Origin of the sequence: Limnomicrobium aquaticum, assembly GCF_040545545.1 — a bacterium.
GTDB classification, from domain to species: Bacteria; Pseudomonadota; Alphaproteobacteria; order Rhizobiales; family Rhizobiaceae; genus Ensifer_A; species Ensifer_A aquaticum.
Map to the genome: position 1 here is coordinate 237,625 of NZ_JBEPMB010000003.1, position 26,906 is coordinate 264,530.

A 26,906-nucleotide genomic window follows, 5' to 3' on the forward strand; every position below is an offset into this window, starting at 1 on the left:
GACGTTCCGCGCCTTGCAATGAGGATTTCCTTGTTGGGATGACCGATACGACCGCACCGCAGGAACATCTCCTTCGCGCGTTGATTGACTGCGTTCCCGACTACCTTTTCATCAAGGATGTCGAGAGCCGCTTTGTCATTGCAAATCCTGCCGTCAGCGACGATCTCGGGATATCTTCCCGCGACCTGATCGGCAAAACGGATTTCGATCTCCATTCCCGCGAACTTGCGACAAGGTTCTTTGCCGACGAGCAGGAGGTGATCACGACGGGCAATCCGAAGATCGACATCGAAGAGTTTGTGGTCACGCCCTTCGGTGAGAAAAAGTGGCTTACCACTTCAAAACTGCCGCTGCGGGATCGGCAAGGGAATATCATCGGCGTGGTTGGGGTCTGCCGCGATATTACCCAGCGAAGGCGCGCCGAAGAAGCGCTGATGGCCAGCGAGGCCCAGCTTTTGAATGCGCTGAAGATCGCGCGCGCCGGGCACTGGGTCTATGACGCCGATCTGGATCAGTTCACATTCAATGATAACTTCTACGGGCTGTTTCGCACGACCGCCGAGGCCGTCGGCGGATATGTGATGCGATCGGCAGACTATGCGGCGCGCTTCTGCCATCCCGAGGACGCGTCTTTCGTGGGTAGCGTGACAGCCCAGGCGATCGCGGCGACCGATCCTGAATTCAGTGTCGAACTTGAGCATCGCGTGATCTTTGGCGATGGCCAGCCGGGCTGGGTGGCGGTGCGCCTGTTCATCGCCAAGGACGAAGCGGGACGAACCGTGCGCTCCTATGGTGTGAACCGCGACATTACGGGTCGAAAACAGAACGAAATTGCCCTGGCCGAAGCGGAAAGCCGCTGGAATTTCGCGCTGGAAGGCGCAGGTCAAGGGGTTTGGGATCACAACCTGAAAAACGGCACGGCCTATTTTTCCCCAATGTGGCGCCGTATGCGGGGCATTGGCCTCAACGAACCGGTCGACCCTTCGCGGGAGGCCTGGTTCGCTCGCGTTCATCCGGACGATCATGAACGGCTGCAGCGGGAGACCGATCAGCAAAACTCCGGGGCGCTCGCCCAGAATTCTTTCGAGTATCGCGAGCGGCATCGGGACGGCCACTACATCTGGATACTGAGCCGCGGAAAGCCGGTCGAGTGGATGGCCGACGGCAGCGTTGCCCGCATCATCGGAACCGATATCGACATAACGAGCATCAAGCTCGCGGAAGCCAAGGCTGCAGAAGAGAAGGAGCAGACCTATCGCAAGCATCTGGCGGCGCTGAAAAAGGCCCAGGAGGCGACCGAAGCGGCCCACAAGCTCGCTGAATCCATGGCGCGGCATGATGCGTTGACGGGACTGCCCAACCGTCGGGTTTTCACGGAAGTCCTGGAGACGTTGCTTGAACGTGCGCGGCACGACTCATCTGATTTTGCGGTGATGATCGTTGATCTGGATCGGTTCAAGCCCGTCAACGATGCCCTCGGTCACGCGGCAGGCGATGATGTTCTCAGAGAGGTCGCCGCGCGCATACGTGCCGACTCCAGCGAGAGTGATACCGTGGCACGACTTGGCGGCGATGAGTTCGGGATCGTTGTCGATTCCGGCGCGTCAAAACGTCCTGCCGAGGACGCCACAGCGCTTGCCTCCCGTATCATTGCGAGCCTGTCGCAACCGATCATGATCGGCGACCACTCGATTGAGGTGGGCGCGAGTGTCGGCATATCGATTTGTCCGGCCGACGGAACGGATTCGGATACTGTCCTGCGGGCGGCCGATCTCGCGATGTATCGCGCCAAGGAGCAGGGACGCGGCGTCTATCATATCTTCTCCAAAGGCATGGAAGAGGCGCTGAAGGAGCGCGTACAGCTCGAAAAGGACGTCCGTCAGGCGGTCGTCAATGGAGACATTCTTCCCTATTACCAGCCCCTGATGCACCTGCAGGAAAATCGCCTGGTCGGCTTCGAGGTCCTGGCGCGATGGCGCCATCCCGTCCGCGGAGACATCGGCCCCAATGTCTTCATCCCGATTGTCGAGAAACTCGGTCTGATCGGCGACCTGACGTATGATTTGATGCGGCGCGCCTGCAAAGATGCCGGCGACTGGCCCGCTGATCTCACCATCGCGCTCAACATATCGCCGCTGCACTTCACGGACCCGCTGCTTCCGATCAAGCTGCTGGCAATCCTCTCCGAAACAGGTTTTCCGCCCCATCGTCTGGAAATCGAAGTCACGGAGTCTGCATTCGTCACCGACTTTGACGCGGCCCGCACGACCCTGTCCGCGCTTCGGGATCTCGGTATCAAGGCATCGCTGGACGACTTTGGAACGGGCTATTCCAATCTTTACAGCTTGCGGGAGCTGCATTTCGACAAGATCAAGATCGACCGATCGTTCGTGCAGTCCATGCAGAAAGACAAGTGGAGCGACAAGATCGTAAACTCGGTGATCGACCTCGCGAAAAGTCTGGGTGTTCCCGTCATTGCAGAGGGCATAGAGCATTTCGGGGAGATGGACGAAATCGCCAGGCGCGGCGGGGAGTTTGGCCAGGGCTACTATTTTGGCAAGGCCATGCCCGCCGCCTTGGCGAAGGCTATGGCCAACGGCAGGACAGCGAACACAAGCCATCGGGAACAAGGTCTGCGCTGAAGCCGCGGATGACAGGCCGCGGAAACTCTGTTAGCCTCCTGTGACGTTCTTTCACCCAGAAACGGCACATGCTGACACCGCAGTACGATCTCATGCTTGTGCTCGCCTCCGTGGCCGTTTCGGTCATGGCGTCGTTTACAGGGCTGACACTGACGCGCGGGATTTCAGCCCTCCCGGACACGACGCGCAAGCTCCTGATCGTGATGGCCTCGCTGTCGCTGGGCGGCGGCATCTGGTGCATGCATTTCGTCGCCATGCTGGCGATGCGCCTGCCGGTGCCGATCAGCTACGATGCAGCCAACACACTCGGGTCGGTGCTCATCGCCATACTCCTGTCCGGGGTTGCCCTGTTGATCATGCATTACGGCACCCGCACGATTTTCCGGATAGCGATCGCCGGCACCGTTCTCGGCAACGGCATCGTGGCCATGCATTATCTCGGCATGTCCGGCATTCGCGGCTGCATGCCGGCGTTTCAGCCTGCCGGGCTTGTCCTGGCCGTCGTCGGCGCGACGGCAACGGGTATCCTTGCCATATGGATTTCGTATTCGAGGCGCACGACCCGTCACATCTTCGCCGGTGCCATCATCTTCGGCCTGTCGGTCGTGCTGGTGCATTTCGTGGCGATGGGCTGGACGAATTTTCAGGCGGGCGGCGTGAGCGGCGATTTCACGCCGATTATTGAAAACGGGACGCTGGCGCTCGCCGTCATGCTGTCCGCCTTCGTGATCTGCGGCACGTTCCTGCTGACGGCGACGAATTTCCTGTTGACCGGAGAGGCGCGCGAGACGGCGGTGATTGAGGTTGTCAGGCCGAGCCCGGTTCTCCCAGCGGAAGCAGGACCGGCAACAAGACCGGATGAGCCGTCAGCCTCGGATTTCCCGCTGCTGGAGAAGCACAAGCTCCCCTACGAGCGCGACAAGCGCATCTATTTCATCGAGCCCGCGCAGGTCGCCGCGATCCGCGCCGAGGGTCATTACACCATCATTCATACGGCTGATGACAAGCTTTTCTGCCCACTCTCCATTTCGGAAGTAGAAAAGCGGCTTCAGGCGGGAAGCTTCATCCGGACGCATAGGAGCTATCTCGTCAATATCGAACGGGTCACCGCGTTCGAGCGCGCCAAGGACAGCGGTCGATGTATGTTCGACGGCGTCACCTCGCTCAAGTTTGTGCCGGTCAGCCGTTCCTTCATCCCCCGCGTGCGCACAGCCCTGAACATCTGAATCACCCCTCGCCCGGCAGGCTGTGCTGTCTCCTGAATCCGGCAGAGGCGCGGCATTCTGACGCCCATCGGGGCGATTTCGCATTTCGTGCAGCCTATTCGCATTTCGTGCAGCGCGTTTCGCATCCAGGGTCTTGGCCGTTGCCGCAGCCCGGCACCGGGATGTCTCCTCTTTCCATGGCGGGTCCGCGAGGAGGCGGCGCGCCGGGAGGAGACCATGATACCTGCACCGTTTGAATATCACCGCCCGGATTCCGTCGAGGCGGCCGTGAAACTTCTGTCCGATTTCGGCGAGGACGCCCGTGTTGTCGCCGGCGGCCATAGCCTGATCCCGATGATGAAGCTGCGCATGACGGACTTCGGTCATCTGATCGACCTTCAGGCGATCGGCGCGCTCAAGGGCATCTGCATCGAGGGACGCCGCATTTCGATCGGCGCCCTGACCACCCAGCACGAGATCATCGAACACGCCGCACTGGCGAGCGCTGCGCCGATTCTCAAGGAGGCGGCACGGCAGATCGCCGATCCGCAGGTGCGCTACATGGGCACGCTCGGGGGAAATGTCGCCAATGGCGATCCGGGCAATGATATGCCCGCTGTCATGCAATGTCTGGACGCCACCTATCATCTGAGTGGCCCCGGCGGCGCGCGTGAGGTGAAGGCGCGAGATTTCTACGAGGCTGCCTATTTCACCGCCCGTGCAGAGGACGAGATCCTCACCGGGGTCAGCTTCGACGCCCCGTCCGCCGGGCAGGCCTATCTGAAACAGAAGCGCAAGATCGGCGACTATGCGACGGCCGCCGCCGCCGCCGTCATCGCCATGTCGGGCGGACGCTGCACATACGCGTCGATTGCCATGACCAACCTGTCCGACACGCCGGTCTGGTGTGAAGCTGCCGGTGCTGCCCTTGCCGGAACGGATCTCTCCGCTTCTGCGATCGAAGCCGCGGTCAGTGCGATGGACGAAGCGATCGATCCGCAAAGCGACAATCGTGGGCCCGCCGAGTTCAAGCGCCATGCCGCAGCCGTCGTGCTGCGCCGGGCGATTGCCGCCGCTGCTGCCCGCGCCTGAAGGAGATGACAATGAGCAAGATGCATATCACGCTGACGGTCAACGGCAAGCAGGAGGAACTGCTTGCCGAACCGCGCGAACTTCTGATCCACGTCCTGCGGGAGCGGCTGTCGATCACCGGCCCGCATATCGGCTGCGAGACCACGCATTGCGGCGCCTGCACGGTCGACATGAACGGGAAATCGGTCAAGTCCTGCACGGTTCTGGCCGCGCAGGCCAATGGTGCCGAAATTACCACGATCGAAGGGCTCGGGACTCCTGACAGCCTGCACGTCCTGCAGCAGATGTTCCGCGAGCATCATGGTCTGCAATGCGGTTTCTGCACGCCGGGCATGATCACCCGTGCCTATCGCCTGCTGCAGGAAAATCCTGATCCGAGCGAGGAGGAGATCCGCTACGCCATGGCGGGAAATCTCTGCCGCTGCACCGGATATCAGAACATCGTGAAGGCCATCATGGCTGCCGCGTCGGAACTGAACGCGGTCAAGGAGGCAGCCCAATGAACGACATGACACCCCCGAAAGACGAGCGCGCCGTTGCACTCAAGGGTCTCGGCGCCTCGCGCAAGCGCGTGGAGGACGTGCGCTTCACCCAGGGCAAGGGAAATTACGTCGATGATCTGAAGCTGCCGGGCATGTTGTTCGGCGATTTCGTCCGCTCGCCCTATGCCCATGCCCGGATCAAGTCGATCAATAGCGAGAAGGCCAAGGCGCTGCCCGGCGTCGTCGCCGTTTTGACCGCAGCCGACCTCGCGCCGCTGAACCTTCACTGGATGCCGACGCTCGCCGGCGATGTGCAGATGGTTCTGGCCGATGGCAAGGTGCTGTTCCAGGGACAGGAAGTCGCCTTCGTCGTTGCCAGCGACCGTTATGTAGCCGCCGATGCGGTGGAACTGGTCGAGGTCGAATACGAGGAGCTTCCCGTCGTTGTCGACCCGTTCAAGGCGCAGGCGCCCGATGCGCCGGTGCTGCGCGAGGATCTGGCCGGAAAGACCTCCGGCGCCCATGGTCCGCGCCGCCATCACAACCATATCTTCACCTGGGAACAGGGCGATAGGGACGCGACCGAGAAGGTGCTATCTTCCGCCGATGTGGTTGCCGAGGAGATGATCTATTATCACCGAACGCATCCCTGCCCGCTGGAAACCTGCGGCTGTGTTGCCTCCATGGACAAGGTGAACGGCAAACTGACGGTGCATGGCACGTTCCAGGCGCCGCACGCAGTGCGCACCGTGGCGTCGCTGATCTCGGGTATCGCGGAACACAATATCCGCATCATCTCGCCGGATATCGGCGGCGGGTTCGGCAACAAGGTCGGCGTTTATCCGGGCTATATCTGCTCCATCGTCGCCTCCATCGTCACCGGCAAGCCGGTGAAGTGGATCGAGGACCGGATGGAAAACCTGATGGCGACCGCCTTTGCCCGCGACTACTGGATGAAGGGGCGGATCTCGGCGACGAAGGACGGCCGCATCACGGGACTTTCGTGCCACGTCACGGCCGATCACGGCGCATTCGACGCCTGTGCGGACCCGACGAAGTTTCCGGCCGGTTTCTTCAACATCTGCACCGGGTCCTATGACATTCCGGTCGCGCATCTGGCGGTCGATGGGGTCTATACCAACAAGGCACCGGGGGGCGTGGCCTATCGCTGCTCGTTCCGTGTCACTGAGGCTGCCTATTTCATCGAGCGGATGATCGAGGTTCTGGCGATCAAGCTCGGCATGGATGCCGCTGAATTGCGGACAAAGAACTTCATCCGCAAGGAGCAGTTCCCTTATCAATCGGCACTCGGCTGGGAATATGATTCCGGCGATTATCACACCGCTTGGGACAAGGCGCTCAAGGCCGTGGACTATACCGGGCTTCGCCGTGAACAGGCGGAGCGCATCGCCGACTTCAAGGCGGGCAAGACGCGCCAGCTGCTCGGGATCGGCCTCACGCATTTCACCGAAATCGTGGGTGCCGGCCCGGTCAAGAATTGCGATATTCTTGGCCTTGGCATGTTCGACAGCTGCGAAATCCGCATCCATCCGACCGGATCGGCCATTGCGCGCCTTGGAACGATCAGCCAGGGTCAGGGTCACGCCACCACGTTTGCGCAGATCCTGGCCACGGAGATCGGCTTGCCAGCCGATGACATCACGGTCGAGGAAGGCGATACCGATACCGCGCCCTACGGACTCGGCACCTATGGTTCGCGTTCCACACCGGTCGCCGGTGCGGCAACGGCCATGGCCGGGCGGAAGATCCGCGCCAAGGCGCAGATGATCGCGGCCTACCTGCTCGAAGTCCATGACGACGATGTCGAATGGGATATCGACCGCTTCGTAGTGAAGGGCGCTCCGGAACGCTTCAAGACGATGAAGGAAATCGCCTTCGCCGCCTACAATCAGGCGATCCCCGGGCTGGAACCGGGTCTCGAGGCGGTCAGCTACTACGATCCGCCGAACATGACCTATCCGTTCGGCGCCTATATCTGCGTGATGGAGATCGACGTCGATACGGGCGAACACAAGATCCGCCAGTTCTATGCGCTGGACGACTGCGGCACCCGCATCAACCCGATGATCATCGAGGGGCAGGTCCATGGGGGGGCGACGGAGGGCTATGCCATCGCGATGGGCCAGGAAATTGCCTATGACGAGATCGGCAACGTCAAGACCGGAACGCTGATGGACTTCTTCCTGCCAACCTCCTGGGAAACGCCGCACTACACGACCGACTTCACCGTCACGCCGTCGCCGCATCATCCGATCGGTGCCAAGGGCGTGGGTGAAAGCCCGAATGTCGGCTCGGTGCCTGCCTTCTCGAATGCGGTGCATGACGCGTTCCGCGCCTTCGGGCTGACGCAATCGCACATGCCGCACGATCACTGGCGGATCTGGAAGGTCGCCCATGATCTCGGCATGCATGGCTGAAGGAACGGTGGCGGGCCGAGAGCTTTCCGGCCCGCCATGCCTCCCCGAAGGATATGTCCGATGACCTGGAAAACGCTGAAGGGCGATCTGGCGCGTCTTGGCTATGTGGCCTCCGACGATCTCGCCATGGCGCTGCATCTCTCCGTGACGCTTGGCAAACCGCTGCTCCTCGAGGGAGCGGCCGGCGTCGGCAAGACGGAGCTTGCCAAGGTGCTCGCCACGCTCCTGGACACGCGCCTGATCCGCCTGCAATGCTACGAGGGCATCGACGCATCGGCGGCGATCTACGAGTGGAACTATCAGCGTCAGTTGCTGTCCATCCGTGCCAGTGCAGAAAATAGCGCGGATTCCGAAGCCGCCGAAGACCGTATATTTTCGGAGAAATACCTTCTGGCGCGGCCCCTCCTGCAGGCGATAAGAGAGGAGCGGTCGCCCGTCCTTCTTCTGGACGAGGTGGATCGTGCGGATGAGGAGTTCGAGGCCTATCTGCTGGAGCTTCTCTCGGATTTTCAGGTCACGATTCCGGAATTGGGCACGATCCGCGCAACGGCCCGCCCCCATGTGATCCTGACGGCGAACGGCACGCGCGATCTCTCCGATGCGCTGCGCCGCCGCTGCCTTTACAGCTATGTCGACTATCCCGACCGCGAGACCGAGACCGCCATCCTGAAGGCGCACATGCCGGACCTTGAGGCGCGGCTCGCCGCCCAGATTGTCGGCGTCGTGCAGGCTTTGCGCAAGGAGGAGCTTGAAAAGAAGCCCGGCGTTGCGGAGATGCTCGACTGGGCTGCGGCCATTGCCGGTCTCGGGATCAACGATCTTTCCGACGATCCGGTGACGCTTCAGGCCACGCTGGTCTGCCTTCTGAAGACCCGCGCCGACCGCGACGCTGTGCCGCTTGAAGTGCAAGAGCGACTTGTCGGAAAGGCGGCCTGATGCGTGCGCGCCGCTTTCCTGAACGCGAGGACATGACAGGCCGCATGGGCGGGTTCATGGCGCATCTGCGCCTCAACGGCCTACCAGCCGGCATCGCGGAGAGCGCGGACGCCCTGCAGGCGCTTACGCTGATCGACGCCACCGACGGCCGCGAAGTGCGCTCTGCCCTGCGCGCCATCTGTGCCAGCGGGGTTGAGCGCCACCGCCGCTTTGACGACCTGTTCGACGCCTACTGGTATTCCGATGGCCGCGAGCGGCAAGTGGGCGCTTCGATTGAGCGGAGACCACCAGCCCAAACGTCCAATCTCCTGTCCTCCCTGTCGTCGTCAGCGAAGGGTGGCCGGCCGGAAACGCCGGATGCAGCGGAGGACGGAGAGGCGGAAGGCGGCGGCACAGGCAAGCTCGTCGCCTCGCGGCTCGATGCGCTGCGGGGGACCGATATGCGTCATTTCTCGACGCCGGAGGAGATTGCCGCTGCAGAAGCCGTGGCCTTGCAGCTCGCGCGGGCGCTTCGAGATCGCCGGTCGCGACGGCTTAGGCGGGCACGAGCCGGATCGGCGCTCGATCTGCGCCGGATGGCCCGCCGCTCGATCGCGCATGGCGGCGAGCCGCTGGAACTTCTGCGCCGCAAGCGTCCCGATCGTCCGGTCAACATCGTGGCACTCTGTGATGTCTCCGGGTCGATGAGCCTTTATGCGCGGATCTTTCTCGCCTTCCTGCGGGGGCTGATGAGTGCGGACAGCCGGACGGACGTCTTTCTCTTCCATACCCGTCTGGTTCGCATCTCCGATGTCCTGCGTGACGGAAACGGAACGCGGGCGCTGGAGAAACTGACGCTGATGGCGAACGGCTTCGGCGGCGGCACCCAGATCGGTCTCAACCTGAAGCGGTTCAACGACCAATACGCCCGGCAGGGCGTGAACGGGCGAACCGTATTGCTGATCCTCTCCGATGGCTATGACACTGGCGCGCCGGAGGAGATCGGCAAGGAGCTGCAGCGCCTGAAGCGGCGTGGCGGGCGGATCGTGTGGCTGAACCCCCTGAAAGGCTGGGCCGGCTACGAGCCGGTGGCGCGCGGCATGGCGGCAGCCCTGCCGCATCTCGATCTCTTTGCCGCCGCCAATACGCTCGACGCGCTGGCGGCCCTTGAACCCCAACTTCACCGGATCTGAGCACGGGAGGCTTCGATGCATGTACCCATGAAGATCGACGACACGGCCGGTAGCCTGAAACGCGCCCATCGGCCCTATGTGCTGGCAACCGTTGTGCGCACGGTCGCCGCAACCGCTGCCAAGGCAGGTGCCAAGGCGATCATCCTGGAGGATGGCAGCATTGCCGAGGGCTGGATCGGCGGTGGCTGCGCCCGCGGCGCGGTACTGAAGGCGGCAAGAGATGCCTTTGCCGATGGTCAGCCAAGGCTGGTCTCGGTTCAGCCGGAAGACCTGCTGTCCGAACTCGGCGTCACGCCCGGCGAGGTGCGCGACGGCGTCCGGTTCGCCCGCAACATGTGTCCCTCCAAGGGAACGATGGATGTCTTCATCGAGCCCGTATTGCCGCTGCCGGAGCTTTATGTACTCGGTGCGAGCCCCGTCGCGGTCGCGCTTGCCGATATCGCGCGGCGCTTCGGCTTCCGCACGATCGCCTGCGCGCCCTCCGACGATCAGGGGGCATTCGCCGAGGCGGACGAGCGTATCGAGGGCATGCTTCTGCCGGCAAATGCTGCCGGCGAGCGTTACATCGTCGTTTCGACGCAGGGGCGTGGCGACGAGGCGGGGCTGACGGCCGCCGCCTCTGCAACGGGTGCCTATATCGCCTTCGTCGGCAGCCGCGCCAAGGCGGCGTCGCTCAGGGAGAAGCTCGCCGTCCGCGGTCTGCCGCAGGAAGCGCTCGACCGCATCAAGGCGCCGGCAGGCCTCGACATCGGTGCGGTGACGCCGGAGGAAATCGCGCTGTCGATCATTGCCGAGATGATCAGCATCCGGCGAAGCAGTGTCCGGGGGCACGAGGCGGGAAACGCAGCCTCTGACGGGGCCAAGACGGATGACCGGAAGCTGGAGCGTGCGGAGCCTGTGCCGGGTGATGCAGTCTCCACACTGCAGGACGTCACGCCACAGGCCGGGCGGCTGACAACGCGTCTGATGGCGCCCCTCGCTGCCATTGCCGCGCTCCTGTTCCAGCCTGCAGCGTCGAATTCCGCACTCGCCGGAACGGCCGAACGGGCGGTTCCAGATCATGAACTCCTGCTCCGGCTTCACTCCTGTTGCATGTAAAGGATATCCGCAAATGGAAATGACAGACGAAATCCGCATCAAGGCACCCAAGGCGCTGGTCTATGAAGCTCTCAATGACCCGGACATGCTGAAGGCCGCGATCCCTGGCTGCGAGTCTTTGGAGCAGGTGTCTGATGAGGAACTGGAAGCCAAGGTCGTTCTCAAGGTCGGGCCGGTCAAGGCCACCTTCGGCGGCAAGGTCACGCTCGACCGCAGCGGTGCGCCGGACAGTTTCTCGCTCAAGGGCGAAGGCAGCGGTGGCGTCGCCGGCTTTGCCAAGGGCGGCGCGGATGTCGTGCTGGTGGCCGACGGTGACGAAACCATCCTGCGTTACACCGCGAAGGCCGAAATCGGCGGAAAGATTGCCATGCTCGGCAGCCGGCTGATCAACAGCACGGCGCAGAAGCTCGCCGAGCAGTTCTTCACGAATTTCTCGGCGCGGCTGGCGTCATGAGTGGCCGGCACATCACGGTGAGCTGAATATTCCCTTTGACGGAGTTCGCCTGGCGCGCATGTCCCGAACCGGCAGGGCGTCTAAGAAGCGCCCCTGTAGGAGCCCGGCGGCGCATGAAACATGGCCCACCGTGAAGAGGGCGGGTGATGGACAGTCTGGTCATGCGGCGTTCTTTCAGGTGCGATGGGGGTGGTGCGTCCGGCAGATGACCTGCCGGTGCACTCTGAGAGCGGGCCGTTCGGCGATCGGAAGCATCATTCGCAGGCGCGGCCGGGGAAGCAGACATTCGCCTTGTCGAAGCCAATCTCCGTCAAATTGAGGAGGTTCGAGGGATCGGTTGCGCTGAAGCCGCCGCCAGGTGTCGAGGCCCCGAAACCGTCCGGACGGCTGTCTGTCGATCCAGGCGCGAAGATGAACGTCGGGTCGGGTTGTGATGAGCCGTTCACCGTCAACTTGCCTGAAACGAAGTTGAACCCGTAGCCGTAGCCGCCCCAGATCAGCGATCCATGGGCAATGGCGATCTCATAGGTTCCGGGTGCGGCATTTGCCGCCGCCCCTGCCGAGGACAGGCCGGGCAGTCCGGTCAGGCCTGCGGGATCATCGCCAAGAAAGGCTCCTGCAACGCCGCCCTGGAAACCGGAGACCGTGTAGCCATTGAAGCCCGATGTTTCGCCGGCGGACTTCTCCGCGTCCCTCGCCGTCACCGTCAGTGTGGCCTGCCGGGCAAAGACATAGCGGTTGCCCTGCGCCGTCACTGCTGTCGGATAACTCGTACCCCAGACCGCCGTGTTTTGGCTGTCGAGGCCGCCAAACGTGTTGCCGGTCGGGTCTGCCGCATAGACGAGCCAGCGTCCGGCGATGGCGGAAACGGCATTGGCGCCCGCATTGTTGGTGAAGGTTCCGCCGGCGGCCAGCACCGGATTATCCGCATGGACCGCAGCGCCGGAAGCAATCTTCAGATTGCCGGCCGTAGCAACCCTGACGCCGCGCGCGACGGTCTGGCTCGAATTGAGAAGCGTGATGCCGGAGACAGCCGTCCCGAAGGGATCGGAGGCGCTTGTGGTGATCGTCAGGTCGCTGGCGTCATAAACATCGAGGAGAACATCAGTACCGGATGCCGCGAGATTGTTGAAGCGGTTGCCGCTGCCGGTCAGCATGAACCTGCTTTGGCCATTGGGCGAACGCAGGATCAGCGTATCGGCTGATAGTGCGGAAGTTTGGCTAAACGTTGTGCCCGGTAGGCCGGCGACAAGCTCCAGCTTGCCGCTCACGGTGAGCGGCGTATCGATCATGAAGGTTCCGATACCTAAAATGGCGCGATTGGCCAACGTCATGCCGGCCGCCGTCGTGCCGGCGGTCGCCGTCGCATAAGCGGTATCGAGCGCGGAGAGTGTTCCGCCGGCGAGTGCGGCGTCGATCCGCCAGCCGGCAGAGATACTGACGCCCGAGAGAGTGCCGGTGAAGTCCGTCAGGAAGAAGGCTCCATTCGCCGCGCCTGTTGTCGTATCGGTGCGCGTATAGGCGAGCACGGGGCTCGGGCTGCCGTCGGCGGCGGCCATTGCGTAGTAATAGCCGTTTGCGCCGGTGGAGATTGTCTGCACGCCGCCACTGCCGAAGCGGACATTGACCAATCCCGCGCCGTTCGCACCCGAGGCGAGCGGCGTCACGCCTGTATCCTTGTAGGCGAAGCCGGATATGGCCTTTGCGCCATTGGGGAAGAAGCTCGTCAGATAGGGATAGAGATTGACCGAGACCGTGAAGGCGCTGCCGAGGCCCGCTGCGGATGTCCCATCCTGCAGCTGCGCCGTCGTCAGCCCGGTGACATTGGCGATCTGGCTGCCGTCGCCAATGGCGCTGCCGCGCCCGCTGGTCTGCGTGTCCCAGAGGGCGTTGGTGATGCTGCCTGCCCTCGCCTCACCGAAAAGTCCGCCGACATAGACTGCGCCATTGACCGCGCCTGTTGCATAGATGTTGCTGATGCTGGAATCCGACACACCCCCGGCAAAGCCACCGATATCGGAGAAGCCGTGGACGGCACCCGTCGCATAGGCGTCGCTGATGGTGTTCATCGATGCACTCCCGACAAGGCCGCCGACATAAAAGCCGGTGCCGTTGACGGCGCCTGTGGCATAAGCGTTGCTGATCGTGGAGCTGACTGAATAGGCGACAAGACCACCGACGCCGTTGGTGCCGCTGACAGCACCTGTCGCATAGGCGTAGCCGATGGTGCTGTTAAATGAGCGACCGACGAGGCCGCCAATGCTGCTGGCGCCGCTGACGTCGCCTGTCGCGTGGGCGTTGCTGACGGTTGCATTATTGGCCGTATCGCCGACAAGGCCACCGATCTGGTTGGTGCCGCTGACAGCGCCCGTGGCATAGGCATTGCTGATGGCTGCTGCCGATGCAGTACCGACAAGTCCGCCGACATTGTCGTGTCCACTGACGCTGCCTGTCCCATAGGCATTGCTGATGCTGCCACCCTGAGCCTGCCCGGCAAGGCCGCCGGCATAGCTGTTGCCCGTGACCGATCCGCCGGCAAGGCCGATATTGCGGATCGTCGCATTGGCGGTGGAACCGAACAGACCGGCATAGTCTCCGCTTTTGGCGATAACGAGATTGCCGATCGTGTGGCCGAGACCGTCGAATGTGCCGGTGAAGGATGTGCCGAGGTCTTGTCCGACCAGGGCGTTGCTATAGGTCTGACCGGAGGCGTCGAGGCTGTGGGCGAGCGCGTAAGTCCCTGAAAGATTATTGTTGATGTTTTGCAGGTCCGTCAGCGAATAGACCAGCGTGTAGGCCTTGTCATTGACGGTCAGTGTGCCACCCTCACCCAGGGTCGCCACCGTGCCATCGGCATTGGCGAAGGTGAGGCTGCCGGCGAAGCCGGAACTGTCCATCGCCATATTGAGTTTCCCGCCATAGCCGAGGGTCAGTGCGCCATTGCCATTGACCTGGACGGCGGCGTTGATGTCGAGATCGCCGCTGGACAGCAGGGTGAGATTGATCGGCCCGCCGAGCGTCTGGGCGCTCGAGACGGTGATCGGACCGGTCGCCGCCTTCACATAGAGGCCATAGGCCGAGATGCCCCGATCGATGGTGAAGCCACTGCCAGAGGTGGCGATATAGCCGACCAGGCCGAGATCGGCGACGCCCGCGTTGGCGTCTGTCGGCACCGTGTCGCCACCCGCCGCGTCCGTCAGCAGCGTCCGGTTGGCGTTGGCGCCGAGCAGCGCGTTCACCGATGTCTCGGCCGTCGACAGGCTCGTGGCCGCGGTCGGTGCGATCAGGTTGTTTGCCCAGACGTCGAGGTTCTGCGCCGTACCGCTCAGTGCACGCAGATGCGCGCCCATGACTGCGCCAGTGACATTGCCGTCGCGGGTATAGGCGACGACTGCCGTGCCGCCATTCGCCGACGACAGCGTGCCGCCGGAGAGCATCGCATAATAATAGCCGTTGGCGCCGGTGGTCACGGCCGTCTGCCGGCCGGCGATGTCGATATAGACGTAGCGCGCGGCGTTGGCATCCGAGGCAAAGCGTGTCACGCCGCTGTCGTCATAGGCAATGCCGGAGATCGCCTGCACACCATTGGGGAAGAAGCTGGTGAGATAGGGGTAGAGATTGGCCGAGACCGTGAAGGCGTTGCCGAGGCCGGAGGCGGATGTGCCGTTCTGAAGCTGCGCCGTCGTCAGGCCGGTGACATTGCCGGACTGGCTGTTGCCGTCGGTGCCGATGCCGTTTGTCCGTCCGCTGGTCTGAACGTCCCAGTAGGCGCTGGCAATCGTGCCGCCAACCAGTTTTCCGACGAGACCGCCGACGTTGATGCTCCCGGCAACCGCGCCGGTGGAATAGGCCTGGCTCAGCGTCATGCTGTCCGAATAGCCGATCAGGCCGCCGATATATTGATTTCCCCGTGCGGCGCCCGCCGCATGAACCTGACTGATCGTGGCATTTCTCGTGAACCCGACAAGACCGCCTATGCCTTCCAGCCCGCCGACCGCTCCCGTCGCATAGGCGTTGCTCACGGCGCTGTCGAAGACAGCACCGACAAGACCGCCAATCGTATCGTGCGCGCTGACAGTGCCCGTTGCATAGGCGTTGCTGATCGCGCTGTTGCTGTGGAGCTCTCCGACCAGGGCCCCGGCGCCGCTGCCGCTTGCCTGCACAGTGCTCGTGGAAAAGACACTCGCGATCGTCGTGTTCGCGCCATAGCCAAGCAGACTCCCGGCGAAGTACCGCCCCGAAAGCGACCCACCGACAAGGCCGACATTGCCGATGGTTGCGCCGCTGGCCGCACCGAACAGACCGGAATAGTCCTGGGGTTTTATGATGGCGAGATTGCTGATCGTGTGCCCGAGACCGTCGAATTTGCCGGTGAAGGCGCTGGTATTATCGACGCCGATCAGCGCATCCGTGTAGGTCGTGCCAGATGCATCAAGGTTCCTGGCAAGCATGTAATTACCAGAGAGGTCGTTGTTGACATTCTGCAGGTCCGCCAGCGAATAGATGAGCGTCTGCTGCGCCATATTGAAGAACAGCGCCTGCTGGCCGGGCGTGCCCGTAAAGTCGATGCGGCCGGCGAAGCCGGAAGAGGTCAGGCCGAAGTCGAGCGTGCCGCCCAAACCGCCGCCAACATTGGTGTTGAGCATCAAAGCACCGGTGCCGCCGACGGTGACGGTGGAGGCAATCTTGATCGAATGCGCGGCGTCGAGCCGGAGGAGATTGGCGCTCCAGGTGAGCGGCGCGGCGACGGTGATGTCACCGGCCTGGCTGCCGGACGAGCCCGTGGAGATCGTGACATTGGCACTGGCAAGCGCGGTCTGCAGGGTCGTCACGTTGATGACGCTGTCATCCGCGCTCGCGGTGAAGCCGCCGGTGTCGGCGGCATTGGAAATCGTGATGTTGTAAGGGTCGAGCAACAGCGTTCCCGTTGTCCCTTTCGCAGCCGTCAGAACGGTCAGACCGGAATAGCCGAGCACGCCTTTCGACGATACTTCCGCCTCGCCGCCGTTGCCGCCGTTTGCCCCGCCGCGTGCGGTGATTGTGCCGGCGAAATCGGTGCGGCTGTCGGACCAGATGACGACATCGCCGCCATTGCCCTGGTCGGTCGCGTCGGCACGGATGATGGTGGTCTTGTCGACGGCGACCTTCGCGGCGCGCGGCAGGGTCCCCGCGCCTTGCCGGTCGCCGCCGATGCGGACCGTGCCGCCGCCGGTCTTGCCCGAAGCGTCGATGGATCCGCCGGAAAGCTTGATCTGCCGACCCGTGACCCTCACGGTCCCGCCCTTGCCCGATGCGGAAGAGGCGTCCAGCTTGCCGCTCACCGCAACCTCGCCCTCGCTCCCGCCAAGCGTGATATTGCCGTTGGAGCCGGAGACCGAGCGGGCCTCGATGACGCCGGACATGTTGATCGCCTGACGCGCCGCATCGCGCGCCTGCGCCGCCTTGATATGGACCGAACCGCCATTGGCCGTGATCTTGCCGGCATTCGACACCAGCGCGCCCTTGCCGGGTGCGGCGGTCGGAACGCCGACCTGGAGGAAGCCGTCACCCGAGAAGTCGAGTGTCGCGATTTCGCCCGAGCCGAGACCCACCTTGCCCATGGGCACCGAGATCGTACCGGAATTGGAAACGGTTCCGCCGATCAGCGCCGCATAGCCGCCCGGCCCCACGGTGATTGCGCCGTCATTGCTGACTGCACCCGACGCACCATTGCCCTTGAATATACGCTTGCCGGATAAGAAGTCGTCGTCCGAAATGCCGAGCGTCGTGGCAACGAAGCCGCCGCCTGCATTGACCGTCCCGGTCGCCGTAATCGAAATGCCGTTCGGGTTGATCAGCATGAACTGGCCCGTAGCGCTGAGACTTCCGGCAATGGTCGAGGTCGTGTTTCCGTTGACGCGGGCCAGCATGGCCGAAGAGGTTGAAGGCTGGACGACAGCGACGGAGTTCCCCTGCCCGATGGAAAAGCTCTGCCAGTTGGTGACGGCCGTCCCGGATGTCTGGTTGATCACCATTGCCGTGGGCGCGGTCTGGGTGATGGTGACGTTACCGGACGCAACCGTTCCGCCTTGTGGCAATTCCTGTGCCGAGGCGGCGATGTTGCCCGTCAACCCGGCCGCCGCGATCAGCAGGGAGGTAAAGAGCGCGGTTGAGCTCTCTAGCGTGCGGAGCATGTGGCGGCAGCGGGAAGACGGGACGTAAGACATGATAGCCCTCAGAATTGTATCGAGCTTGAAATGGTGAAGCGGTCCTTCGGCGCGGTGCCGTCATTCCGGTATTGGCGACCCCATTCGAGCGAGAGGATTGCCTGATCAATGATGCCGCTGAATTCGCTGGTCGCTGTCGTGCCCGGCGGATTCGGCGCCGCACCGACGCGCAGTCCGAGACCGAAGGTGCCGGCCGTGGTCTGGCGGCGCTCCACCGCCGTCGGGTTCATCAACCAGATGCTGCCCACGGCGCCAAAGGCATAGGGCGAGGCATTGGCGGCGCCCGATGTCAGGTCGAACGCGAAGGGCGACGAGAGTTCCGCGCGCGCCACGAGGCCGCTGTCGCCCTGAAACGCGCCGGCATCGAAGGCGCTCAGCGCATTGCCGCCGACAAGCCCGATTTGCTCTGCACGCGGCAGCGGCCTGCCGAACGAGGTCTGCCCCCGAACGAAGAGATCGAGGCCCAGATGCTCCATCAGGCGCTGGCTATACCGGCCGGAAAACTCCAGCTTCTGGAAATTCGCATCCGCACCCTGCCGCGAGAGCGGCAAAAGCGCTGTCGCGGCGGCGGCGCTGCGCGCGCCCAGACCGTTGATGCCCAGCGACCCCGTGACCTGGCCGCTCATGAAAGCGCCCCAGGGGGTAACGCCGGAAACGGCCACGGTATCGCGCAGCACGCGCAGCCGGTCGAGGGAGACCGGGTTCGTCAGTGGCAGGACAGTGGACAGTGCTTCCTCTTCCGCATCGAAGGCGACTTCATTCGAGAGGTTGAAGCCGCGTGAACGGACGATCGCGTATTTCAGCCGCGCCGAGACGCGGTCAAAACGCGAAGCGAATTGCTGGCCGGCGACTGCCGCAGGCGTGGAGTCCGTCCGGATCGCCTCCAGGTTCAGGCTCCAGCCATCGGTACCCAAAGGCAGAACGACCCCGCCGGCAATCTGCCGGTTGACGGGCCGGCTGGAAAAGAAGCCGTTTGTGCCGACGAAGTTGGGGTAGCCGCCCAGCTGAATGTAGAAAAGTTCTCCGAGGCCGAGGACGGAATTGACCTGCAGAGCCGCGGTCGTCGAAAGCCCGCCCAGGCCGGAGCCAACCGTATTGTCTGCGGAAACCGATCCGGAGACCGGCTTGTAGCGACCATCGATAATCAGCACGCTGCCGCCGGGCTTCTTCCCCGCAGTCAGCGTCGATTTCATCGAAAGGCCGGGCGTATCGCTCGCCAGCATCAGTGCGCGCTCGATATCCGCAAGCGTTGTGTCCGGGCGCCCGACAAGCGGCGCCAGCACGGCCCCAACCCTGTCCTTGACCGGGCCCGGCAGGCTCTGTGTATCGATCCGCTCGACGAAGCCGGAAATCACCACGACCTTCAGTGTACCGCCATTCTTGAGGTTCTGCGCGGGAACGACCACGCGTGTCAGCACGAGGCCGGCGCGGCCATAGGCGGCTTCGAGCACACGCGCGGCGCTGAAGATGTCGGCGACCGTCACGGTGCGGTCTGCAAGCGCTGCGCTGAGGCCGGCATCGGCTGCCGCCAGCGCCTGGCTGCCCGAGCCGCTCCCCTTCGCGCCCTCGATCTCGACATGGGCGAGACGCACCGAGAGTTTCCCGGCACCCTTCGGGGACGCCGGACCGGAAAGTTCCGGCACCGCGATCCCTGCCGCCGCGACCGGCTCGCTCGGACGCACACGCTGCGGCGTGATCTGCGAGGCAGTCTGGGCCATGGCGGCAGGGGCCGCAAGGCTCGTGCTCGCGATCAGTCCCAACACTGCAAGGCGGTATCTCGAATTCAAAACAAACCTCGATTTCGTCCAGGCCGCAAACCGCGCTGTTGCGCAAGGTGTCGGGAGCCCATCTGCAGGGCTAGCCAATGAAATGTGCAAAGTCAGCGTCCATTTTTGACGCGCCGAAAACGGCGCTCTTTTCCGTCGTAAGAAGGCAAACGGCATCGCCGCATGGCTTCGCGGGTCTCATCGGCTCTCATTCCCATCGCCCCCCTTGAGACGCCTCCATCGCGGTGACTTCGGTCAGCGCATGATCGAGAATGAGCAGCTTGCGTGCCTGGAATTCGGCATATTCGGTGTAGAACTCGTGCGAAATCCAAAGCGGCGAGCGTCCCGGGCGCCCCGTCCAGCCCAGGCCACCGATGGATTGAGCCTCGGAGAGTTTCCGGCTCGTATGCGAGCGTGACAGCTTTGCCGATTCCGCGAGAAAGGTGATGGAGCGGACATCCGTGAGAAACCGGTCCTGTCCCTGCGGCCTCTCCCAGTCGATCCCGGCGATCAGCCGGTCCATCAGCCAGCCGCCGGAATCGCTCCAGGTGAAAATGGTGTAGAGCGGACCGGGCGCGCGTAAGCCGGGGCTCGATAGAAGGCCACGCGCCACGAGGGGCTGCATCCGGGGCAGCAGGCTGTGGCTTCGGGCCTGAAACCGGCTCTGCCTCGTCCCGCCATCGAGCAGGTCCAGTGCCGCAAAATGCTGGCCGTACCAAAGTCCGATCAGTGACAGCGCGTTTGAGGACGGGGCGGCCAGTTGTTCGCGGTGGGCGCCATGTTCCTCCAGCAGGTCGAGCACGCCGTATTTGGCGGCCTCGTCGAACAGGGCGCGGGATGTATTGCGGCTTGCAATGCCGAGAAGAGGACCGATGAGACCGAGGCTTCGGCGGCTGACGCAGGGCTCCACCTGATCAAACGGCTGGAAATGGTGGGCGAGCGCCGCATGGCTGAGAAGCCAGCGCTGTTGCGTGGCAAACAGGGCGGCCGCACGGGGCGCGAGTTTGTGCGTGTCGAACAGCCCGGATGCCAGAAGACACACTGCCTGCGAGAACGCGACATGGTTCAGCAGAGCCGTTACGCCATCATCGACAGTCCCCTCCGTTTCGGGGGTCGCCGCGGGTGACGAACGGATCCGGGATTCTGCAAAAGGCCCCAAGAATGCCTCCACCAGCAATTTGCCGTCGAAACCTGCTCAGGTCACAGCGAAGAAAAAACACTCCGGCTTGAAAAGGTCCTGCCCTATGGGTGGAAGTTCAACAGCCGGACAACTTCTCATTTAATATTATATTGAGAAGTTTTTGCGGTATTTCCGATGTGTCGTCAAGGGGGGATCTTTCTCATCTACGTTAATTGTGAGAAGTCCGTCTCACGAGAACCCTTTCGCGCGGAAGTCAGGCATGCTCTATTCCGAGGACATTCCACCCGCCGCAACACTCATTTTGAAGGAAATGCGAGCATGTCTTCAGGGCTGCAGTGCCGACCGTCCTACATGCTCGGCGTCCTCACGACGGCCTACATCTTTGCCTATCTCGACCGGCAAATCCTCAGCCTGCTCGTGGAGCCCATCCGTCGCGATCTCCTTCTGACGGATGTGGAGATCGGCCTGCTGCAGGGATTGAGCTTCGCCCTCGTCTTGGCGGTCGGTGGATTGCCGGCGGGACGATGGGTGGACCGGGGCAACCGGACCAGCATCGCGGCGATGGCCATTGCCGTTTGGAGCATCATGACCGCCGCCTGCGGATTTGCCGACAGCTTCCTGTCTCTTCTGGTTTGCCGGGCCGGCGTCGCACTGGGCGAGGCGGCGCTGATCCCGGCGGCCTACTCGCTGATCAGCGATCTCTTTCCGACCCGCCGTCGTGGCCTTGCAATGGGAATTTATTCATCCGGTGCGTTCATCGGGGCCGGCCTGTCACTCATTCTGGCAGCATCCGCCCTTCATCATCTCTCGCAGCCCGGCTCCTCGCTCACGAGGCTCGGCACGACGTTTGCCTGGCAATCCGTGTTCGTCCTCGTCGGATTGCCGGGGCTCGCCATTGCACTGTGGGTGGCAAGCCTGAAAGAACCGGCGCGCGGTGCTGCGGAGAGCGCGCCGGCCGAGGTGCCGAACATGAATGACGTGCGTGCCTATTTCTGGGCACGTCGCGTTGAACTGTTGACCCTCTATTTCTCCCTGGGTCTGGTGGGCATGCAGTCCTATAGTTACAGCGCATGGGGTCCAAGCATGCTGATCCGTGCCTTCGAGCTTTCCCCTGCCGCTGTCGGCCTTGTTCTGGGCCCGCTGTTTATTGGCGCCAGTCTGGCCGGTCTCCTTGTCGGGGCGATGCTCGGGGACAAGCTTGTCCGCAGAGGATTGCGTGCCGCGAGGCCCGCCCTCATGTGTGTCGGAGCACTCGGGGCCGGCGTGTTCGCCGCACCGCTGCCGATGATGACGACACAGAACGCTGCCCTGACCTTCATTGCAGGCACCTGTTTCTTTTCCACCCTTGTCGTTGCCAACGGCCCCGCAGCACTTCAGGACATCACACCACCCAGGATGCGCGGCATCTCCTCCGCAATCGGTGTCATGGTGGTCACGATGGTCGGCATGGGCTTGGGGCCTCCTCTGGTTGGGTACATCACAGAAAATGTTCTGAGAGACCCCCACCAGCTTGGAATGGCTCTGAGCGTCGTTTCGACTGGTGCGCTTCTCAGCTCCGCCGCTCTGGCCCTTGTCGCCGCATTTCACTATAGGCTGGGTCCGGAGCCGGACCTGGCGTCTGCCCGGCAAGGGTGAGCTTGCCGGCGCCTTGAACAAAGTCATTCAATCGATGCAACAGGCCTTTTGAAAGATCAGCGCATGTCGGCCTTCGAAAATCTGGTCACGCAAATTACGCAAGTCTTCTTCGAACACGGCTACGAGAAGATGACGATGAGCCTGCTTGCACAGCACTGCAAAATCACCCGGCGCGGGCTCTATCATCATTTCAGCAGCAAGGAAGAAGCCCTTCAGGCGATGATCCGTCTCGGAAACCAGCGTACCCGTGTCAACAGCATCCGCGAAGGCGAGCGCCTGCTGGCTGAAAAGGCGCCGGTATTGGACATCGTCACCCACGTCCTCGATGTCAGATATGGCGAAACGCGACGGCAAATAGCCTTGTCTCCCTATGCCCTTGAGATCAACGACGCGGCGTTTCGAATTTGCCGCCCCGTGATGATTGAGGCCGCAGCCCTGTTTCAGGCAGATTTCTGCAGGCTGATCGAGAGGGCCATTTCGGAGGGCCTGTTTTCGCTTCGCCCTACGGTCTCGGTCGACAGCCTCGTCCAGATGCTTTGTGACGGCGCCCGTGGAACGAACCAGAGCTTTGTCGCACCAAGGCCTGAAGAGATCGTGGGGCGCTACCGCCAGATGAGCGGTGCCATCCTCTATGGCTGCGTGATGTCCGGTGAGGTGTGAAGGTCGGATATCCGGGGGCAGGAAGGCGCTTGGCCTTTCGCGCGATCACAATAGCTTGATCCCGTTGGCGCTTCCGATGCTGCCCTTAACCGTCGTCATCCTCCCCGCTTGCTGCCGCGCGAGATTTGGGAACTGTTGACGTAGGATCAATGCGCGACTTCATCGGAGCGGCGTTCCATCGGCGCGCCGCCCTTTCATATCCAAAGGAGCTTATTCAGCGCCAGCCGGACTCCTTGTCGCAAGCCTTGCGCTCGGCAACATGTGTTTTTTCCCATTCGCTGATCGACTGTGTTTCGTTCGATGACATTTTACCATTCATGCATGAGCAATAGGCTGCAATGACCTCGGGCTTCGCGCCCTGATCCTTATTGTCATCAACACATTGCTTGATCCATTTCGCATCATCCGAACTTGCCCAAGCTGGCAGGTTGGTACTCAAGATTGCGAGGAACGACGCGGCAATCATGAAGGCTGTCTTAGACATCAGGCTCTCCCTTGGGTAGTTTTGCATTGGCTAACAGGCTCACGCGCAGACATTCTCACGGCTGCCCAAGCTTCGAAACGGAGGCTGTCGCACCATTTTTGGAAGCGTCGCGGACCATGGACCATGGCACGAGGAAAATTTCATTCTTTCAAATAGTTGCCCTCTTGCGAACGCCCATGCGCCATTTTTGGGACGATCGGCTTCCTTTGAGGAAACCTTGCTCCAGACCGGGCACGATCTCCCGCGGGGCGGTCCTGGGGTTGTGGCGGCTTAAAGCAGAATCTTCAGAACGAAACCGATCTCCTCAACAGCGCGCCGTTGCCAATGCCTCTTGCACGGTTTGATACAATGGCTCCGTCACGATGCCACATTGTTACTCTCTCGAAAGGGCGTCCACCGGGGCGAGACGCGAGGCGTTGCGGGCCGGAAGAAAGCCGAAGGTCAGCCCGATCGCCACGGCCACAGCGCAGGCGGCAAGGATGGAGTTGAGTGAGATGATCATCGGGAATTCGCTTCCCGCGCCACCCAGCGCAAAGGCGAGCGCCACCGCCAGCCCGACCCCGACGATGGAGCCCGCCAGACAGATTACCACCGCCTCGATGAGGAATTGCAGCATGATGTCGAGACGCCGCGCACCGACCGCCATGCGCAACCCGATCTCGCGCGTCCGCTCCGTGACCGAGACGAGCATGATGTTCATCACGCCGATGCCGCCGACGATCAGCGAAATGACGGCGACCGACGAGATCAGAAGCGTCATCGTCTGCGATGTGCTCTCCAGCGCCTTGCGCATCTGGTCGCTGTTGAAGACGAAGAAATCCTTCACCCCATGCCGCCGCGTCATGAGGCTGACGATCGCGCGCTCCGCAAAACCGGTATCGACGCCATCTGCGACGCGCACCGTCAGACCCGACAGGCTGGTCGATTCGCCAAAAAGGCGGCCGGACGCGCTTGTATAGGGAACATAGACCTGCAGGGTCTTGTCGCCTGCCGCCGAACGGGGCCGGCTGACGATGCCGACGACGACCGCCGGCATGCGATCGATCATGATGACGCGACCGAGCGCCGGCTCGCCGTTCGGAAACAGCGTCTCGGCGGTGCGATCGTCCAGAAGCGCGATCTGCTTGCGCGCCGAAACGCTTTGCGCGCTGAAACCATTGCCCTTCAGCACCTTCATGCCATTCACACGGAAATAGTCGGGGCCCACACCGTTGATGTTGGCATTGAGAGACGCGCGGTCGGAACGGACACGCGTGGTCGAGGTGATGAGCGGCGTGACACCACTGACATAGGATTGCGCCGAGAGCGCATCGGCATCGCGGGCCACCAGCGTGGTGATCGCTGCCGCGCGCTCGTCATTCCATCCCTTGCCGGGAAACAGCGAAAGCGTGCTCGCCCCAAGCTCGTTGATCTGGGCAAGCACCTTCTGGCGCGCGCCTTCGCCAAGTCCGACGACCGCGACCACGGCGGCGATGCCGATGATGATCCCGAGCATGGTGAGAAAAGTTCGTACGCGATGCGCCGCCATAGAGCGCAGCGCCATCGGGAAAGCATCCTCCAGCCGACGGCGGAACCCGCCAAGCCAGCCGGGGCGTCCGGTCTCAGACGAAATCGTTGCGACGGGCGCAGCGTGCATTTCCACGCTCCGCTTGTCGGAAAGCACGAGGCCGTCGCGGATCTCGATGATGCGCTCGGCATTGGCGGCGACCTGCATGTCATGCGTGACGATGATGACAGTATGGCCGGCGCGATGCAGCTCCTTGAGGATGTCCAGCACCACCTCACCGCTGCGGGTATCCAGCGCCCCGGTCGGCTCGTCCGCCAGGATGATCTCGCCGCCATTCATCAGCGCGCGGGCAATCGAGACACGCTGCTGCTGCCCGCCCGACAACTGGTTCGGCCGGTGGTCCATGCGTTCGCCGAGGCCCAGACGTTCGAGCAGCGCCTTGGCGCGACTTGCGCGCGCTTGCGGATCGAGCCCGGCATAGATGGCGGGCATGGCGACATTTTCCGCCGCCGTCAGCGTCCCGAGCAGGTGATAACGCTGGAAGATGAAGCCGAAATGCTCGCGCCGCAGCGCCGCAAGCTCGTCCGGGAAGAGGCCGAGCACGCTCTTGCCGGCCACGCGATAGTCGCCGGCACTCGGCTGATCGAGGCAGCCGAGAATGTTCATGAGCGTCGATTTGCCCGAGCCGCTCGAGCCGACAATGGCGAGGAGTTCGCCTTTCTCGATCGTCAGGTCGATACCTTTCAGTGCGGTGACGGTTTCCTCGCCGGCCTGGAAGACGCGCGAAACATTCCGGATTTCGAGAAGAGCGGTCATAGTCCCAGCATTTCCATCGGGTTGGTGGTTTCGCCATCGGCCGGAACGACAACCCGGTCGCCCTCAGCCAGGCCTTCCAGCACCTGCGCGTGGATGCGGTCCGTCAGCCCGATCCTGACCGTGCGCTCCTCGGTCTTCCCCGAGCCGGAGAGGACCGTGACGTGGTAGAGCCCGGCCTTGTCGCGCCGCGTCAGGACCGACCATGCGACCAGCGGCACGTTTTCGGCGCGGCCGACGACGATGGTGGTGGAAACGGTCATCATGGGGCGCAGCCGCCCGTCTGTGTTCGGGGTCGTGAAGCGGCCGGTATAGTAGACGGCCTGACTGGCGGTCTGGCCGGTCGTCGCCGATGTGTCGTTGGCGATGGCGGTCGGCGCAGGGTCGATCGCCTCCAGCCGGGCGTTGACCGGCGCATCGGGCCTCCCCATCACGGTGAAGCGGATGTCCTGTGCGGCCCGGACGCGTTCGATATCGGCTTCCGAGATCTGCACCTTCACGCGCATCGCGTCGAGCTGGGCAAGCACGATGATGGTCGGCACCGCCTGCACCGAATTCAGCGTCTGGCCGGCCTTCGCGACCACCGAAACGACGGTTCCGCTGATCGGGGCGCGGACCTTGGTATAGCCGAGACTGGCCTCGGCATTCTCGACCTCCACGGCGGCCTGCGCAAGCCGCGCGTCGAGCGCTTCGATGTCGGCCTCAAGGCTCTTGTAGGTTGCTTCTCTGGATTCCAGATCCGCCTGCGAGGAGGCCTTTTGTCCGGCCAGAATCTGCTGGCGCCGATAGGCCTTTTCGGCCTGCTGATACTGGATGGCCTTGGCGCGGCGCTGCGCCTTGGCGCTGGCCAGACCCGCCTGGGCAATCCGCAGCGCATTGGCCTGTGGTACCGAATCAATCTCGGCGATGAGATCACCCGCCTTCACCGTCTGCCCAAGGGAGACATGCAGCGTCTTTAGCTGGCCGGAAACCTGCGCGCCGACATTGATGAGCTGGACCGGCTCGAGCACACCGTTCGCCATTACGGTCTCCTCGACGGAGCCACGCTTCACCTGCTCGGCCATCGGCGTCTCCTCGGCGGCACCGCTCGATCCGAAAGACAGGGCGCCGATAGCGGCAAGCCCCAGCCCGGCGGCCACAAGGGCGATGCCCAGGCCTGATTTTGTGCGGGTCAT

The 26,906-nt window shown here is 62.9% G+C and carries 16 protein-coding genes and 1 pseudogene; 11 read left to right on the plus strand and 6 right to left on the minus strand.

Annotated features, from left to right (window positions below):
- Window positions 1-38: 38 nt before the first annotated feature.
- The 9 genes and pseudogenes from ABID16_RS12810 (at window position 39) to ABID16_RS12850 (ending at window position 11,519) form a co-directional block, all read left to right on the plus strand.
- Window positions 39-2,642, plus strand: a complete 2,604-nt coding sequence (locus tag ABID16_RS12810) for a sensor domain-containing protein (protein ID WP_354556740.1) — start codon at window positions 39-41, stop codon at window positions 2,640-2,642.
- A gap of 68 nt (window positions 2,643-2,710) precedes the next feature.
- Window positions 2,711-3,868: an MHYT domain-containing protein gene (locus ABID16_RS12815; RefSeq protein ID WP_354556741.1), complete on the plus strand. Its 1,158-nt coding sequence runs from the start codon at window positions 2,711-2,713 to the stop codon at window positions 3,866-3,868.
- A gap of 216 nt (window positions 3,869-4,084) precedes the next feature.
- Window positions 4,085-4,939, plus strand: a complete 855-nt coding sequence (locus ABID16_RS12820) for an FAD binding domain-containing protein (RefSeq protein ID WP_354556742.1) — start codon at window positions 4,085-4,087, stop codon at window positions 4,937-4,939.
- An 11-nt stretch (window positions 4,940-4,950) separates the two neighbouring features.
- Window positions 4,951-5,442: a (2Fe-2S)-binding protein gene (locus ABID16_RS12825; RefSeq protein WP_354556743.1), complete on the plus strand. Its 492-nt coding sequence runs from the start codon at window positions 4,951-4,953 to the stop codon at window positions 5,440-5,442.
- Window positions 5,439-7,859 carry an aerobic carbon-monoxide dehydrogenase large subunit gene (locus ABID16_RS12830; protein WP_354556744.1) on the plus strand — a complete coding sequence of 807 codons (2,421 nt, stop codon included), beginning with the start codon at window positions 5,439-5,441 and terminating at the stop codon, window positions 7,857-7,859. The genes ABID16_RS12825 and ABID16_RS12830 overlap by 4 nt, the downstream gene beginning before the upstream one ends.
- A 60-nt stretch (window positions 7,860-7,919) precedes the next feature.
- On the plus strand, window positions 7,920-8,795 hold the full coding sequence (locus ABID16_RS12835; RefSeq protein WP_354556745.1) for an AAA family ATPase: 876 nt from the start codon (window positions 7,920-7,922) through the stop codon (window positions 8,793-8,795).
- On the plus strand, window positions 8,795-9,967 hold the full coding sequence (locus ABID16_RS12840) for a vWA domain-containing protein (protein WP_354556746.1): 1,173 nt from the start codon (window positions 8,795-8,797) through the stop codon (window positions 9,965-9,967). The genes ABID16_RS12835 and ABID16_RS12840 overlap by 1 nt, the downstream gene beginning before the upstream one ends.
- A gap of 15 nt (window positions 9,968-9,982) precedes the next feature.
- Window positions 9,983-10,795, plus strand: a pseudogene (locus ABID16_RS12845) (XdhC family protein); the annotation flags it as partial.
- Window positions 10,796-11,078: 283 nt separating this feature from the next.
- A complete protein-coding gene (locus ABID16_RS12850) occupies window positions 11,079-11,519 on the plus strand; it encodes an SRPBCC family protein (RefSeq protein WP_354556747.1) in 441 nt (146 codons plus the stop codon).
- Between the two features lie 254 nt (window positions 11,520-11,773).
- Here the strand turns inward: ABID16_RS12850 and ABID16_RS12855 are convergent, their stop codons facing one another.
- The 3 genes from ABID16_RS12855 to ABID16_RS12865 form a co-directional block, all read right to left on the minus strand.
- The gene (locus tag ABID16_RS12855; protein ID WP_354556748.1) at window positions 11,774-17,725 is read right to left on the minus strand and encodes a beta strand repeat-containing protein; all 5,952 of its coding nucleotides are present in this window, start codon (window positions 17,723-17,725) and stop codon (window positions 11,774-11,776) included.
- 8 nt (window positions 17,726-17,733) lie between these two features.
- Complete coding sequence (locus ABID16_RS12860; RefSeq protein ID WP_354556749.1) at window positions 17,734-19,488, minus strand: ShlB/FhaC/HecB family hemolysin secretion/activation protein; 1,755 nt, start codon at window positions 19,486-19,488, stop codon at window positions 17,734-17,736.
- A gap of 211 nt (window positions 19,489-19,699) precedes the next feature.
- Entirely contained in the window at window positions 19,700-20,650 is a 951-nt protein-coding gene (locus ABID16_RS12865) for a hypothetical protein (protein ID WP_354556750.1), read from the minus strand.
- A gap of 300 nt (window positions 20,651-20,950) precedes the next feature.
- Between ABID16_RS12865 and ABID16_RS12870 the strand changes: the two genes are divergently transcribed.
- Window positions 20,951-22,267 carry an MFS transporter gene (locus ABID16_RS12870; protein ID WP_354556751.1) on the plus strand — a complete coding sequence of 439 codons (1,317 nt, stop codon included), beginning with the start codon at window positions 20,951-20,953 and terminating at the stop codon, window positions 22,265-22,267.
- A gap of 63 nt (window positions 22,268-22,330) precedes the next feature.
- Window positions 22,331-22,927: a TetR/AcrR family transcriptional regulator gene (locus tag ABID16_RS12875; protein WP_354556752.1), complete on the plus strand. Its 597-nt coding sequence runs from the start codon at window positions 22,331-22,333 to the stop codon at window positions 22,925-22,927.
- A gap of 214 nt (window positions 22,928-23,141) precedes the next feature.
- On the opposite strand, the gene ABID16_RS12880 is transcribed toward ABID16_RS12875, so the two are convergent.
- From ABID16_RS12880 to ABID16_RS12890, 3 genes are all read right to left on the minus strand, one after another.
- Window positions 23,142-23,411 (minus strand): hypothetical protein, encoded by a 270-nt coding sequence (locus tag ABID16_RS12880; RefSeq protein ID WP_354556753.1) that lies wholly within the window; start codon window positions 23,409-23,411, stop codon window positions 23,142-23,144.
- 373 nt (window positions 23,412-23,784) lie between these two features.
- Window positions 23,785-25,734, minus strand: coding sequence for a MacB family efflux pump subunit (locus tag ABID16_RS12885; RefSeq protein WP_354556754.1), 1,950 nt, complete (start codon window positions 25,732-25,734; stop codon window positions 23,785-23,787).
- Window positions 25,731-26,906 carry an efflux RND transporter periplasmic adaptor subunit gene (locus ABID16_RS12890; protein WP_354556755.1) on the minus strand — a complete coding sequence of 392 codons (1,176 nt, stop codon included), beginning with the start codon at window positions 26,904-26,906 and terminating at the stop codon, window positions 25,731-25,733. The genes ABID16_RS12885 and ABID16_RS12890 overlap by 4 nt, the downstream gene beginning before the upstream one ends.